Here is a 14,652-nt window from a genome sequence, read left to right as displayed (position 1 = left end):
CTGCCCAGCGACGGGCCCTAGGCCTGCCGCGCCGCGCGCCGCTCCATGGCGTCCCGGGCCTCGTCCTCCGTCGTGTAGACCTCGCACATGTGCCGCCCGTCGGGCGTGGCCGTGTGCTCGACCTCCCACAGGGAGACCTCCCGGCCGTCCGGCAGCAGGAACGCGTGCTCGTACAGCGCGAAGCTCAGCCCTGCCCGACCCGCCCGCCCGGGCCGCCCGAACGCCTGGGTGATCTCGTGCGCGGACGCCGTCGCCAACAGCGCCGCCATCTCCGCGCCCGGATGGTCGGGGTTCTCCGCCCGGCGCAGCAGCCGGCGCGCGTGGTCCGCCGAGTCGTCCGGGATGTACACGTGCCGGGGCTCGGGAATCGCGGACAGCTGCATCATCACCGGCAGTTCGAAGTCCGGCGTGTCCGGGGGCAGCGCGAGGCGTGCGGTGGCGGTGTGCAGCTCCTCCTCGTCGACATACACCTCGTGCTGTGCGTCACCGCCCGGCACGAGGTTGTGGACGAGCTCCCACAGGGTCATCGCCGAGCCGTCGGCGAGCAGCCAGGTGTGCCGGTACGTCTCACGGTGCAGCCCCGCACTGTGGTGGGCGGAGTGCAGGGAACTGTCGTGCGCCAGCGCGCAGTCGAGCCGCCGTATCACGTCGTCGGGCAGCTCGAAGGAGTTCAGCGCACGGCCGAGGAGTCGCGCGAGATGCTCCTCCGGAGACTCGGGCGACTCGGCTGGTTCGTACGCTGCCGTCTCGTACGGAACGCTCAAGGCTTCTCCCGGCGTTGCTGCATGTCACCTTGTGGGTGCATACCGTAGCCCCTCGGTCGGACATCATGTCCCGGAACCGGGAAAACGTATGCCGGGAAAACGTGAAGGCCGCGCGAGAAGTTCCCGCGCGGCCCCACATACCGTCAAAACCAGCCGGTCAGACAGCACTTCCGGCGGTCCAGGCGCTCCACGGCATGTTCCAGCCGTTGAGCCCGTTGTCCGGGGCCACCGTCGTGTCCGGGGAGTTCTTCACGATCACGACGTCCCCGATGAGCGAGTTGTCGTAGAACCACTTGGCCTGTGTGTCGCCCTGCGCGCCCTGCACGTCCGCCAGGCCGACGCAGCCGTGGCTGGTGCCCTCGCGGCCGAAGGGCGGGTTGCCCTTGTTGTACCAGTAGTTGCCGTGGATGAACGTGCCGGACGACGTCAGCCGCATCGCGTGCGGCACGTCCGGGATGTCGTACTCCCCGCCGAAGCCGACCGTCGAGCCGTTCATGCGGGTCTGCACGAACTTCTCGGCGATCACCATCTGCCCGTTGTACGTGGTGTGCTGCGCGCTGCCCGCGGAGATCGGCACCGACTTGATCGTCTTGCCGTCCCGCACCACCGTCATGGTCTGCGTGTTGGCGTCGACCGTGGAGACCTGTGAGCGCCCGACGGTGAAGGTCACCGTCTTCTTCTGCACGCCGTACGCGCCGTTCGCGCCCTGCACCCCGTCCAGGTCGATCTTCATCGTGACCTTGGAGCCGGCCTTCCAGTAGTCCTGCGGCCGGAAGTCCAGCCGCCGGTCCCCGAACCAGTGCCCGACCACCTGCTGCCCGCTGCTGGTGTCGACCGTGATGTGCGACTGCACGGCCTTCTTCTCGGTGATGGACTTGTCGAAGGTGAACGACACCGGCATGCCGACTCCGACCGTCGAACCGTTGTCCGGCGTGTAGGTGCCGATGAAGCTGTTCGCCGAGGTGACGGTGGTGAAGATGGAGTTGGCCGCCGCCGTACGCCCGGCCGCGTCCTTCGCGGTCGCGTCGATCTCGTACTTCGTCCCGCGCTCCAGCTGCTGCTTCGGCTTCCAGCTGCTGCCGTCCGCCGATATCGCCCCCTGAACCGCCTGCCCCGACCCCGCCACGGTCAGCTTCACGTCCGTCAGCTTGCCGCCGCTGACCTTGACGCCGGTCGCGTTGATGGACGCGCTGGTCGAACCGTCCTTGGCCGAGATCACGATCTTCGCCGTCGACGTCTTCGGCGCGTCCTTGCCGCCCTTGCCGTCGTTCGTGGCGTTGGCGCTGCCACCGCAGGCGGTCAGGGTCAGGGCGCCGACCACCAGGGCGGCACAGGCCCCCAGTACGCGCCGCGCTGCAATGTCCGGCGTTGTCACGGGCTGCTCCCAGTTCGTGTGATGTGCGTGATCCGTTCCAGTGCGTGGGGAAAGAGGGCCCCAGCGCCGGGGAAGGTTCCCTGCAACCCTCGTGAACGCCATCACGTGACAGAACCGGGACAATCCGAGCCGCCGGGGCCCGCAGCCGGAGCAGGCGCACCACCCGGTCCCGCGCCTATCGCTTCCCGTACAACTCCCCGTACGACGGCCACGCTCCCCCCGGTCCCTCGACCGACTCGGCCGCGCGCAGGGCACGTACGATCGCGCGCGTCACGAGGTCCGCGGCGGCCGCGAGGATGTCGTTGAGCGCCAACGGGTGCCCGGTGTCGAGCGGGCGCGTGCCGGTCGCCAGCGCGAACACCGTGTCGCCGTCGTGCAGGAGGTGCACCGGCCGCACGGCCCGCGCGATGCCGTCGTGCGCCGTGCCCGCCACCTTCTGCGCCTGCGCCTTGGTGAGGTCCGCGTCGGTCGCGACCACCGCGAGCGTCGTGTTCAGCGGCGGGGGCGCGTTCTTCGAGGCGGCCTCGGCGAGACGCCGGCGCGCGGCCTCGTGCACGCGCTCCTCCGGGTACTCCACACGCCCTTGGAGCAACTCTCCGTAGAGGACGCCCGTTTCGGGATCCAGCACCGACCCGGCGGCGTTCGCCACCACCAGCGCGGCCACCGTGACCCCTGAGCCGAGCACCGTACTCGCGGTGCCCACCCCGCCCTTGAGCTGCCCGGCCACGGCACCTGTACCCGCGCCCACGCACCCCTCGTACACCCGCGCGCCCGGCGTGCTCGCTGCGGCTGCCTCCACCGCCGCGCGCCCCGTCGCCGCGTCCGGCCGGGCGCGGAAGTCCCCGCCGCGCCCCAGATCGAAGACGCACGCGGCGGGCACCACCGGCACAACGTGCTCCGGGTTCGGCCCGACCCGCACCCCGCGCCCCTGCTCCTCGAGCCAGGCCATCACCCCGGACGCCGCATCGAGCCCGTACGCGCTGCCGCCGGTCAGCACGACGGCGTCGACCCTCTGCACCACGTTGCGCGGGTCGAGGGCGTCGGTCTCCTTGGTGCCGGGCCCGCCTCCGCGTACGTCCACGGCGGCGACGGCGCCTCCCACGGGCGCGAGGACGACCGTGGTGCCGGTGAGCCAGCCGTCCCCGCTGCGGGTGGCGTGCCCCACCCGCAGCCCGGCGACATCCGTCAGTGCGTCAACTGTCATGGGGCCAGTCTGGCCCACCTCATGGACGCGCCTGCAGGGATCAGGCAGCCGGCGCCGAGGCGCTCCCGTGCCGCTCGCGGGCGACCATGCGCGCCGTGAGTGTCACCCCGATCGCCACCGCGGCCGCCGACACGAGCCCCGCGGCGAGTACCGCCCAGTCGCCCAGGAAGGTGCAGCAGATCACCAGCAGTGCCGTGACCGGAAGCACGAGTTGCTGGGTGATGCCGACCTTGAAGTGGCGCGAGTGCAGAGCCCACACGGTCAGCAGATACAGCGCCGTCGGCAGGGTCACGGCCGCCGAGGCGGACAGTGTCGAGATGTGCGCCTTGCCGACCGCCTGCTCCACCGCCACCTCCAGGCCCGCGCCGACGGCGGCGGCCGAGGCGAAGATCAGGTAGTGGCCGTAACCCCAGAGGAACGACTGCCGGTTGGAGCGCAGGTGACCGTGGATGGGCACCACGAAGTAGATCCACCAGGCGGAGAAGACGATCAGCAGGCCGCCCGCCGCGATCGGCAGCAGGTCGCCCAGCGCGTCGTGCTCGTCCACCGCGGACTTCACGGCGACCGTGGCCGCGGCGACGGTCTCGCCGAGCACGATGATCGTGAACAGGCCGTAGCGCTCCGCGATGTGGTGCGGATGCCAGGCCGTCTCATGGCCCCTCTCTGCGTACAGCGGCACGCACAGTTCCGCGATCGCCATCACCAGGAACACCCAGGGCCGGGCGGGTCCGGGCAGCAGCACCAGCCCCACCCAGCCGACCTGGCACAACAGGACACCGCCCGCATATCTGAGCGCCGTGGTTCTCTCCGCGCCCTCGGCCGATCTCGCCGCTCTCAGCCACTGTGTGACCATCGCCAGCCGCATGATCACGTAGCCGAGCAGGACCACGAGGTAGTCGTGCTGCTCGAACGCTCGCGAGACGCCCGCGGCCAGCACCAGCACGCCGGCGATCTGGACCAGGGTGACGACCCGGTAGAGCGCGTCGTCGTTGTCGTACGCCGAGGCGAACCAGGTGAAGTTCATCCAGGCCCACCAGATGGCGAAGAACACCATCGCGTAGTTCAGGATCCCGGTGCCCGCGTGCCCCTCGGCCACGGCGTGCACCAGTTGCACGCCGGCCTGCGCGACGGCCACGACGAAACACAGGTCGAAGAGGAGCTCCAGCGGGGAGGAGACCCGGTGTGCCTCTTCGCGCCCGCGCGCGGTGAGCCGCCGCAGGGGCCCCTGGGGTTTCTGCGCACCCGGTGAGGCGGGCGCCGGAGCGGAACTGGACGTCATGCCTCCCAGGACAGCAGAAAACCGTGACAAAATCTTGTGAGCGCATTCACAAGCATCCCGGGGCAAAGTCGCGGACTTGGCACGTGCGGCCCCACCGCCGAACAGAGGGCCCTGGTCCGGGACGTACCCTTGAGCCATGAGCACCGCCCCCGAACCCGAGCCGCGCGACCCGAAGCCCGCGCTGGTCTTCGACGACCCGCTGAACCAGCAGTCCTCGGACGACACCGACCGCGGGTGGGGCGATCGCGCGGACGGCGACGGCGCCGCCGACCTGAAGCGCTTCCTCGACGAGAAGCCGCCCCACCACCTCTGAACCGCCCGCAGGAGCGCCGCTAGCGCTCGTCGTGCCCCGACCCGCGCTGCGCGACCAACGCGTCGCGGATCTCCTTGAGCAGCTCCAGTTCGGTCACCTCGATGACCTCGTGGGTGCCCTCCTTCGCCTTGCGGCGGGCCTCCACCCGGGCCAGGTACTTCGCCATCGGCAGGACCATCAGGAAGTACACGACGGCCGCGGTGATCACGAAGCTCAGCGTCGCGCCGAGGACCGAGCCCCACAGCAGCTGGATGCCGTGGCCGCCCTTGCAGCTGTCGCTCAGGCACGAGCTGTAGTTGTCGAGGTTCTGCGTGCCGATCGCCCCGACCACCGGGTTGATGAGCCCCTTCACCACCGAGTTGACGATGTTCGTGAAGGCGGCGCCGATGACCACCGCGACCGCCAGATCGACGACGTTCCCGCGCATCAGGAAGGCCTTGAAGCCCTGCCAGATGCTCGGTTCCTTCTTCGCGCTCACCTCGGGGACTCTCCTCGCTTGCACTGGGTGTGGAACGAAACGCTCCGCAACCTACGGCACGGTGCGGCCATTCTGTCCAGTGCCGTGCCTCGATCGAGGGACTTGACGGCAGGCCGCCGAGAAAACGGCCGAGGTGACTCAGCACAGCGTCACCGCCAGCCGCGCCGTGGCGCTCGCGCCGACGAGCCGGGCCGCCGTGGTGCGGGGCACCGACAACACGACGAGCGCCCCGCTCTCGGCCGCACCCTCCAGGGGCTCCGGCACCTTCGTCACCCGCACGCCGCGCGCGAGCACCCGGGCGCCGCCTCCGGCCGACGGGTCCTCGGCGGCGATGACGTCGACCCGATCGCCCGGCCGTAGCAGCCGGACGGTGGCGGCGTCGCCGATCCGCACCGGCGCCGTCACCATGTCCACCGCCGCGTGCCGTCGTACGGGCTCCGTGACCGGATGCCCGCGGGCCCGGTCGGTGCGGTGGGGTTCCGTCGCGGTCCGCGGCCCCGCCGCCACGAGCGCGGCCGCCGTCACGGCGAGACCGGCCGCGATGGCCCGCCTGCGATGCCGTACGAGCCGTTGCAGCTGATACCGCCCGCCCCGCACGTGCACCGGGGCGAAGTGCGGGACCTCGCAGGTGGCCGGGGCATCCGTGCCCAGCGGGTGCGGGAGGCGGAACGGAGGCGGGAAGGGCGAGCGAGGGGGCGCGGGAGAAGGTGCGGAGGGAGTAGGGGACGACGAGGTCAAAGGCATGAGGATCACCGCCTGCGACGAAGGATTCGGCCTGCGGTGCCACGATGAGGCCTCGCGCCGAATCCCGCCGGAGCCGGTGGACTACCGACAGGATGTGGACAACTCGCCCACCCGAACGGGGAATTCCGCTCCGTCCGCCCTCCGGTTCTCCACAGGGCGGCCTCCCTACGAGCGCCGCCCTGCCCCTCCATCCCCCTGCGTCACGGCAGTTCGAAGCCCGGATCCATACCGCCCAACGCGTTCACGCACAGGCAGTCCCGCGCCTCGGTCTCCGGCAGTGCCGCCACCGCGTCGAACAGCACACCCCGCAGCCGGTCCACGTTGGCCGCGAACACCTGCAGCACCTCCTCGTGCGAGACGCCCTCACCGCTCTCGGCGCCGGCGTCCAGGTCGGTGACCAGGGTCAGCGACGTGTAGCACAGCTCCAGTTCACGGGCGAGCGCCGCCTCCGGATGACCGGTCATGCCCACCACGGACCAGCCCTGAGCCTGGTGCCACAACGATTCGGCGCGGGTCGAGAAGCGCGGCCCCTCGACCACGACCAGCGTGCCGCCGTCCACCGGCTCCCAGTCCCGTCCGCGCGCCGCCTTCAGCGCGGCGGCCCGCCCGGCGGGGCAGTAGGGGTCGGCCATGGACACGTGCACCACGTTGGGCACCGTGCCGCCGGGCAGCGGCAGCCCGTCGAAGTACGTCTGCGCCCTGGACTTCGTACGGTCCACCAGCTGGTCCGGTACGAGCAGGGTGCCGGGGCCGTACTCGGGGCGCAGCCCGCCCACCGCGCACGGCCCGAGAACCTGCCGGACGCCGACCGAGCGCAGGGCCCAGAGGTTGGCGCGGTAGTTGATGCGGTGCGGGGGCAGATGGTGGCCGCGGCCGTGCCGGGGCAGGAAGACAACCCGTCGGCCGGCGATCTCGCCGAAGAAGAGGGAGTCGCTGGGCTGCCCGTAGGGGGTGTCCACCTGGACCTCGGTCACGTCGTCGAGGAACGAGTAGAAACCCGAGCCGCCGATTACACCGATCTCTGCGTTCGCCATGACGAGCACACTAGCTGGCTGCGAAAAGGCGGGGGAGCCGGTGCCCGAGTACACCTGAGGCCCTGCCGTCACGTGACGGCAGGGCCCGGGGAGTGGGATCTCAGGCCGCGGAGCTGCTGCTCGTGGAGCCCGACGAAGACGAGGACGACGAGGACGCCGACGAGGACGACTTCGAGTCGGACGAGGCGGAGCCGGACGACTTCGACGCCGGGCTGCTGCTCGACGTGGAGCCGCGGGAGTCGTTGCGGTAGAAGCCGGAGCCCTTGAAGACGATGCCTACCGCGGAGAACACCTTCTTCAGGCGGCCACCGCAGCTGGGGCACTCGGTCAGGGCGTCATCGGTGAACTTCTGAACCGCCTCGAGGCCCTCGCCGCACTCGGTGCACTGGTACTGGTAGGTCGGCACTGTCTTCCTCCTGGCACTCTCACTCAGTGAGTGCTAACGACGGTCCATAGTGACGTATTCCCGGGGATCAGTCCACCGTCACCGGCACTCGGTGACCGACGCCACGTGCGACCGTCAGGTTCCGGGGCCGTGCGACCAGCCGCGAACGCAGGGTCACCAGGGTGGCCAGCGCGAGCAGGGTGCCGGCCATCGGCACCAGGAATCCCGCGCCGTCCCACAGACGGTCCTCCAGCTGTCCGGCGACCGTGACGGCAGCCGCCTGACCGAGCGCGACGGCGCCGGTCAGCCAGGTGAACGCCTCGGTGCGGGCCTCGGCCGGCACCAGGCCCTCGACCAGGGTGTAGCCGGTGATCAGGGCGGGCGCGATGCACATGCCCACCAGCAGGCCGAGACCGGCCAGCAACAGCACCGAGTGCGCCGTCCACAGCGCGGCCGCGGTCAGCGCGAGCGCCGTGTAGCCGACGACCAGGCGCTGCTGCGGGGCGACCTTCCAGGCGATGGCGCCGCAGGCGATGCCGGAGAGCATGTTGCCCGCGGCGAAGGTGCCGTACAGGACGCCGTTCAGGCCGGGCTCGCCGATCGACTCGGTGAACGCCGCCAGCGACACCTGCATGCCGCCGAAGACCGATCCGATGCCCAGGAAGGTCACGACCAGCACGCGCACGCCCGGGACGCGCAGGGCGGAAGCGTGCTTCACGCGCGCGTGCCCGTTCTCGCCGGTCACCGGCGGCTGCGTGCTCTTCTGCGCGGCGAACAGCAGACCGCCGACGAGCGTCAGCGCGGCCTCTGTCACCAGGCCCGCGGACGGGACCACGGTGGTGCACAGCGCGGTGGCCAGCAGGGGCCCGAAGACGAAGGTCAGCTCGTCCGTGACGGACTCGAACGCCGCCGCGGTGGTCATCAGGGGCGAGCCCTGGAGCTTCACGCCCCAGCGGGCGCGCACCATCGGGCCGACCTGCGGCACCGAGGCGCCGGTCGGGACGGCCGCGGCGAACAGCGCCCACAGGGGCGCATGCGCCAGCGCGAGCGCCGTCAGGGTCAGGCCCGACAGCGTGTGCACCAGGACACCCGGGATCAGGACGGCGCGCTGCCCGTAGCGGTCGGCGAGGCGGCCGCTGTAGGGCGCGAACAGCGCCATGGACACACCGGTGGCGGCCGCGGCGGCGCCGGCGGCGCCGTACGAGCCGGTGGTGTGCTGCACGAGCAGCACGATGGAGATGGTGAGCATCGCGAACGGCTGGCGCGCCGCGAAACCGGGGAGCAGGAACGTCCAGGCGCCGCGGGTGCGCAGCAGCTGTCCGTATCCCGGGCGGGACGATGCCGGCGAGTTCTTCGCCGACTCGGTGGTGACCGTGGATGCCACGGCCCGTGCCTTTCTACCACCTGGTAGCGCGCCCGTGCGGGGGCGCCGAGAGCTGTCCTCTTGCGCGGAACTGCGGTAGATACCGGTGCCACTGCGGAGGGCATCCCGGCCGCCATACGGTCGCGCCAGCTCTGCGTCAGGCAGAGTTGGTTCGATCAGGGTGCCTTTATGTTACAGGGGGCAACGGTCTGTGTGCCTGTGAAGATGAGCACCATTGCGCACGTTCACCTGTGATTGGCGACGGTGTGAACTGCGCGAAACGCACCCTTAACGCGTGCCCGGCCCGTTCGTGCCCAGCCAGCCGGCGAGCTTGCCGCCCTGGGCGACGGCGCGCAGGCGTCGCTCGGCCGCGTCGCGGACCGGGTCGGTGGCGACGACGAGGAGTTCGTCCCCGTGCCGCAGCACCGTCGTGGGCAGCGGAACAAACGATTTTTCATCCCGGACGACCAGGGTGACGGCGGCCCCGGCCGGCAGCCGCAGCTCATTGACCTCGACACCGTGCATCCGGGAGCCCTCCGGGATCGAGACGGACAGCAGGTGCCCGCGCAGCTGCTCCAGGGGCGCCGACTCGATGCCGAGGTCGGACGCCTCGCCCTCCTCGCCCAGGCGCAGCGTGCGCGCCAGCCAGGGCAGGGTCGGCCCCTGGACGAGGGTGTAGACGACGACCAGGACGAAGACGATGTTGAAGATGCGGCGGCTGGCGTCGACGCCGTTCACCATGGGGATGGTCGCCAGGATGATCGGCACGGCGCCGCGCAGTCCTGCCCAGGACATCAGCGTCTGCTCCTGCCACGGCACCCGGAACGGCGTCAGGCTGAGCACCACGCTCACCGGGCGCGCCACCATGGTCAGGACGAGCCCGATGACGAGGGCGGGCCAGATGTCGTCGCCCAGCTCGTGCGGGGTGACCAGCAGGCCGAGCAGGACGAACATGCCGATCTGGGCGATCCAGCCGAGTCCCTCGGCGAAGCCCCGGGTGGCGGGCCAGTGGGGCAGCTTGGCGTTGCCGAGCACCATCGACGCGAGGTAGACCGCCAGGAAGCCGCTGCCGTGCGCCAGCGCGCCGCCCGCGTACGCCGTGACCGCGATCGCCATGACGGCGATCGGATAGAGGCCGGAGGCGGGCAGGGCCACGTGCCTGAGCCCCAAGGAGCCGAGCCAGCCCACGGCGAGGCCGATGGCCATGCCGATACCCAGTTCCAGCGCTATCTCGCCCACCAGCACATACCAGTGCTCGAACGGTCCTGCCTGGGAGAAGGCCAGGACCAGGATGACCACGGGGGCGTCGTTGAACCCGGACTCCGCCTCCAGAGTGCCCGTCACGCGCGCGGGGAGGGGAATTTTGCGCAGCACGGAGAAGACCGCCGCCGCGTCCGTCGAGGACACCACCGCCCCGATGATGAGCGCCTGCCGCCAATCCAGCCCGATCAGGTAGTGCGCGCCCGACGCCGTGACCCCGACGCTGATCGCGACCCCGGCCAGCGCCAGCGTGGAGGCGGCCGGCAGGGCCGGCTCGATCTCCTTCCACTTCGTGCCGAGGCCACCCTCGGCCAGGATCACGACCAGGGCCGCGTACCCGATGACCTGGGTCAGCTCGGCATTGTTGAAGTGGATGCCCCCGATGCCGTCCTGGCCCATGAGAACGCCGATCCCCAGGTAGACGAGCAGGCTGGGGAGCCCGCTGCGTGAGGAGATCCGGACGGCCGCGACGGCGACGAGGAGGACCAAGGAGCAGACGAGCAGGAGCTGGTCGAGGTGGTGAACGGTCAGCGGCGGTTCCCTTCCTCGGCCCGCGCGGGACGCGCGGGCACACGTACACAAGACCCGAGGCTGCGGCGCACCGCACCCAAGTACTTCGTTACCTTACCTAACTCTTGACGCTTTCTTGACGTTCGCCAAGGCAAGATCGAACGTCCGTGCGCGCTGATTCCCGACTCCGCGTCAAGCGGCTCCGGGCCCTGCGCCTATGGTTGCTCCAGCGCTCATTCAAAGTCACAGCCCGACCTGCCGCTCGCGTTAGGACAGCAAGGACAGCGATGCCCCCCAACACCACCGCCACAACGGGTGACAAGCCCGGCAAGTCCGGCAGGAAGAAGGGGCGCAAAGCCCGACTTATCGTGCTCGTACTGGTGCTGGCCGTCATCGCGGGCGTCACCGGCGGGGCCTACTGGTCGATCAGCACCGTCCGCGCCTCGTTCCCGCAGACCACGGGTTCGATCACGCTCGAGGGCCTGTCCGGGCCCGTGGACGTCAAGCGGGACGGCAACGGCATCCCGCAGATCTACGCCTCGTCCGACGAGGACCTGTTCATGGCGCAGGGCTTCGTCCAGGCGCAGGACCGGTTCTACGAGATGGACGTGCGCCGGCACATGACCTCCGGGCGCCTGTCGGAGATGTTCGGCAAGAGCCAGGTCAAGAACGACGAGTTCCTGCGCACCCTGGGCTGGGACCGGATCGCCAAGGAGGAGTACGACACCAAGCTGTCGGACTCCACGAAGAAGTACCTCCAGGCGTACGCCAAGGGAGTCAACGCCTACCTTCAGGGCAAGGACGGCGAGGACATCTCCCTGGAGTACGCGGCCCTGGGCTTCACCAACGACTACAAGCCCGGGCAGTGGACCCCGGTCGACTCCGTCTCCTGGCTGAAGGCGATGGCCTGGGACCTGCGCGGCAACATGCAGGACGAGATCGACCGCGCCCTGATGACCAGCCGCCTCGGCCCGCAGCAGATCGAGGACCTGTACCCGGACTACCCCTACAGCCGCCACAAGCCGATCGTCCAGGAAGGCCGGTACAGCGAGCTGACCAAGACGTTCCGGCAGGGCGGCGCCACAAGCGGCTCTCAGGGCACGGCGGGCGCGACCGGCTCCTCCGGCTCGTCCACCACCGGTTCGGCCCTCACGAGCCAGCTGGCGGGCCTCTACAGGGTCCTGGACGACGTGCCCACCGCCGTCGGCGTGAACGGCCAGGGCATCGGCTCCAACTCCTGGGTCGTCGCCGGGAAGTACACCATCAACAAGAAGCCGCTGCTCGCCAACGACCCGCACCTGTCGCCGTCGCTGCCGTCCGTCTGGTACCAGATGGGCCTGCACTGCCGCACCGTCTCCGCCAAGTGCCAGTACGACGTCACCGGCTACACCTTCGCCGGCATGCCCGGTGTGATCATCGGCCACAACGCGGACATCGCCTGGGGCATGACCAACTCCGGTGTCGACGTCACCGACCTGTACCTGGAGAAGCTCACCGGCAACGGCTACCTGTACGACGGCAAGGTCCGGCCCTTCAAGACCCGCGAGGAGACCATCAAGGTCGCCGGCGGCACCTCCAAGAAGATCGTCGTACGCCAGACCGCCGAGGGGATGCCGCTGCTGTCCGACCGCGACGACGAACTCGTCCAGGTCGGCAGGAAGGCCGCCGTCAACACGGCCGCGCCCGACCGCGGTGACGGCTACGGCATCGCCCTGAGGTGGACGGCGCTCGACCCGGGCACCTCCATGGACGCCGTGTTCGCCATCGACAAGGCGGCCGACTGGAACGGCTTCCGCGCCGCGGCCGCCCTGTTCGACGTGCCCTCGCAGAACCTGATCTACGCCGACACCCAGAACAACATCGGCTACACCCTGCCCGGCAAGATCCCCACGCGCTCCGCGAAGGACAGCGGCTCCATCCCGGTGCCGGGATGGGAATCCAAGTACCGCTGGACGGGCTTCATCAAGCAGGACCAGCTGCCCTACGAGTACAACCCCGAGCGCGGCTACATCGTCACCGCCAACCAGGCAGTGGTCGACAAGGGCAAGTACCCGTACACACTCACCACCGACTGGGGCTACGGCGCCCGCAGCCAGCGCATCACCGACCTGATCGAGTCCAAGATCAAGGGCCAGGGCAAGATCTCCACCGAGGACATGCGCCAGATGCAGCTGGACAACAGCAGCGAGATCGCCAAGCTGCTGGTGCCCAAGCTGCTGAAGATCAACCTTGACGACAAGAACGTCCGGGAGGCGCAGAAGCTGCTGGAGGGCTGGGACTACACCCAGGACGCCGACTCCGCTGCCGCCGCCTACTTCAACGCCGTCTGGCGCAACATCCTCAAGCTCGCCTTCGGCAACAAGCTCCCCAAGGAGCTGCGCGTGAAGGGCCAGTGCCTGTGGGTCGACAAGATCGACAGCACCGGCCCGGTGGACGACGACACCAAGGTGCGCGAGTGCGGGCAGCGCGACGCCGACCAGGCACAGCCGGACGGCGGCGACCGCTGGTTCGAGGTCGTCCGCACGCTGATGGACAAGCCGGACAGCGACTGGTGGAAGACGCCCGCCTCGGGCACCCGCCCCAAGGCCGACAACCGCGACCAGCTGTTCGCCCGCGCCATGATCGACGCCCGCTGGGAGCTGACCGCCAAGCTCGGCAAGGACATCGACACCTGGAGCTGGGGCCGGCTGCACCGCCTGTTCCTGAAGAACCAGACGCTCGGCACCGAAGGTCCCACGTTCCTCCAGTACGCCCTCAACCGCGGTCCCTGGAGGCTCAGCGGCGGCGAGGCCACCGTCAACGCGTCCGGCTGGAACGCCGCCGGCGGCTACAGCGTCGTCTGGGTGCCGTCGATGCGGATGGTGGTCAACCTCGCCGATCTCGACAAGTCCAAGTGGATCAACCTGACCGGCGCCTCCGGGCATGCCTACAGCGCCCACTACACCGACCAGACGAGCAAGTGGGCCAAGGGAGAGTTGCTGCCCTGGTCGTTCTCGGACAAGGCGGTCGACACGAGCACGAGCGACACGCTCGTCCTCAAGCCGTGAGCCTCCCCCCAGTGCCTTGAGGGCCTGGGGGCAGGACTGCTCAGGCGACCGCGAAGCGGCGCACGCCCGAGGGTGTCACCACCGCGTGCACCGGCTGGTCGTGCGCCTCTGCGGGGACGCGCGCGACGACCTCCGTGTCGTACAGGAGCACCACCAGCGCGGGGCGTGCGCCCGCACGCTCCAGGCGCGCGAGCACGCGGTCGTACGACCCTCCGCCGCGCCCCAGCCGCATCCCGCGCGCGTCCACCGCGAGACCGGGCAGCAGAACGACGTCTGCGGCGGTCACGGCGTCCGGGCCGAGGCGCTCGCCGGAAGGCTCGAACAGGGCCATCTTCCCGCCGTGTTGGATCCGCGCGAGGGAGTCCGGACCGGCGTACTTCCCCCAGTCGAGGTCGTTGTCGGGCAGGAGCGCGGGGAGCAGGACGCGCACGCCCCGCGCGCGCAGCGCGTCCAGCAGCGCGAGCGTGCCGGGCTCGCTCCCGACGGAGACGTACGCCGCCACCGTGCGCGCATGCGCCAGTTCGGGCAGCTCAAGAGCGCGCCGGGCCAGCGCGTCGCCCGCCTCCCGGACGACATCCTCCGTCAACCTGTTCCTCACCGCGAGGAACTCCCGTCGCAACATTGGCTTGTCAGGCTCGGCCGCGCGTCCGTCGTGTACCACTGGTCGCTCTCGCACCCTTCCTAATGTTCCTATATGAGGGCCAATCGTCCGGAGCCCCATATTCCTTACATAAGGCACCGGATAAGGTTGCGGGCATGACTCAGTCGCACCCCAGGATCAGCAAGGCTGTCATTCCCGCAGCGGGTCTGGGTACCCGGTTCCTGCCGGCGACCAAGGCCACTCCGAAGGAGATGCTGCCGGTCGTGGACAAGCCGGCGATCCAGTACGTGGTCGA

The 14,652-nt window shown here is 70.0% G+C and carries 14 protein-coding genes; 3 read left to right on the top strand and 11 right to left on the bottom strand.

Annotation, left to right across the window (positions count from 1 at the left end):
* Positions 1-17 precede the first annotated feature (17 nt).
* From ACZ5DS_RS42110 to ACZ5DS_RS42095, 4 genes are all read right to left on the bottom strand, one after another.
* Positions 18-764 (bottom strand): DUF6227 family protein, encoded by a 747-nt coding sequence (locus ACZ5DS_RS42110; protein WP_468249697.1) that lies wholly within the window; start codon positions 762-764, stop codon positions 18-20.
* 157 nt (positions 765-921) lie between these two features.
* Positions 922-2,139 carry a L,D-transpeptidase gene (locus ACZ5DS_RS42105; protein ID WP_468249695.1) on the bottom strand — a complete coding sequence of 406 codons (1,218 nt, stop codon included), beginning with the start codon at positions 2,137-2,139 and terminating at the stop codon, positions 922-924.
* Between the two features lie 175 nt (positions 2,140-2,314).
* Complete coding sequence (locus ACZ5DS_RS42100; RefSeq protein ID WP_468249693.1) at positions 2,315-3,343, bottom strand: P1 family peptidase; 1,029 nt, start codon at positions 3,341-3,343, stop codon at positions 2,315-2,317.
* Between the two features lie 40 nt (positions 3,344-3,383).
* The gene (locus tag ACZ5DS_RS42095) at positions 3,384-4,622 is read right to left on the bottom strand and encodes a low temperature requirement protein A (protein ID WP_468249691.1); all 1,239 of its coding nucleotides are present in this window, start codon (positions 4,620-4,622) and stop codon (positions 3,384-3,386) included.
* A 136-nt stretch (positions 4,623-4,758) separates the two neighbouring features.
* Between ACZ5DS_RS42095 and ACZ5DS_RS42090 the strand changes: the two genes are divergently transcribed.
* A complete protein-coding gene (locus tag ACZ5DS_RS42090) occupies positions 4,759-4,935 on the top strand; it encodes a hypothetical protein (protein WP_468249689.1) in 177 nt (58 codons plus the stop codon).
* A 19-nt stretch (positions 4,936-4,954) separates the two neighbouring features.
* On the opposite strand, the gene mscL is transcribed toward ACZ5DS_RS42090, so the two are convergent.
* From mscL to ACZ5DS_RS42060, 6 genes are all read right to left on the bottom strand, one after another.
* Entirely contained in the window at positions 4,955-5,413 is a 459-nt protein-coding gene (mscL, locus tag ACZ5DS_RS42085; protein WP_468249687.1) for a large conductance mechanosensitive channel protein MscL, read from the bottom strand.
* A 138-nt stretch (positions 5,414-5,551) separates the two neighbouring features.
* Positions 5,552-6,157 (bottom strand): hypothetical protein, encoded by a 606-nt coding sequence (locus tag ACZ5DS_RS42080; protein ID WP_468249686.1) that lies wholly within the window; start codon positions 6,155-6,157, stop codon positions 5,552-5,554.
* Between the two features lie 200 nt (positions 6,158-6,357).
* Positions 6,358-7,191 carry an S-methyl-5'-thioadenosine phosphorylase gene (locus ACZ5DS_RS42075; protein ID WP_468249684.1) on the bottom strand — a complete coding sequence of 278 codons (834 nt, stop codon included), beginning with the start codon at positions 7,189-7,191 and terminating at the stop codon, positions 6,358-6,360.
* Between the two features lie 100 nt (positions 7,192-7,291).
* On the bottom strand, positions 7,292-7,597 hold the full coding sequence (locus tag ACZ5DS_RS42070) for an FmdB family zinc ribbon protein (RefSeq protein WP_468249682.1): 306 nt from the start codon (positions 7,595-7,597) through the stop codon (positions 7,292-7,294).
* Positions 7,598-7,664: 67 nt separating this feature from the next.
* The gene (locus tag ACZ5DS_RS42065) at positions 7,665-8,960 is read right to left on the bottom strand and encodes an MFS transporter (RefSeq protein ID WP_468249680.1); all 1,296 of its coding nucleotides are present in this window, start codon (positions 8,958-8,960) and stop codon (positions 7,665-7,667) included.
* Positions 8,961-9,227: 267 nt separating this feature from the next.
* Positions 9,228-10,781, bottom strand: coding sequence for a potassium/proton antiporter (locus tag ACZ5DS_RS42060; RefSeq protein ID WP_468249677.1), 1,554 nt, complete (start codon positions 10,779-10,781; stop codon positions 9,228-9,230).
* A 215-nt stretch (positions 10,782-10,996) separates the two neighbouring features.
* On the opposite strand from ACZ5DS_RS42060, the gene ACZ5DS_RS42055 reads away from it, so the two are divergent.
* Positions 10,997-13,756 carry a penicillin acylase family protein gene (locus ACZ5DS_RS42055; protein ID WP_468249676.1) on the top strand — a complete coding sequence of 920 codons (2,760 nt, stop codon included), beginning with the start codon at positions 10,997-10,999 and terminating at the stop codon, positions 13,754-13,756.
* 40 nt (positions 13,757-13,796) lie between these two features.
* Here the strand turns inward: ACZ5DS_RS42055 and ACZ5DS_RS42050 are convergent, their stop codons facing one another.
* On the bottom strand, positions 13,797-14,378 hold the full coding sequence (locus ACZ5DS_RS42050) for a 5-formyltetrahydrofolate cyclo-ligase (protein ID WP_468249673.1): 582 nt from the start codon (positions 14,376-14,378) through the stop codon (positions 13,797-13,799).
* A 134-nt stretch (positions 14,379-14,512) separates the two neighbouring features.
* Here ACZ5DS_RS42050 and ACZ5DS_RS42045 point away from each other — a divergent pair.
* Positions 14,513-14,652: sugar phosphate nucleotidyltransferase (locus tag ACZ5DS_RS42045; protein ID WP_351251584.1), on the top strand; the 140-nt coding region annotated here is incomplete at its 3' end.

The sequence above is a fragment of the Streptomyces sp. NPDC031100 genome (assembly GCF_055570785.1).
This window is presented reverse-complemented; position numbering and strand designations above follow the sequence as displayed.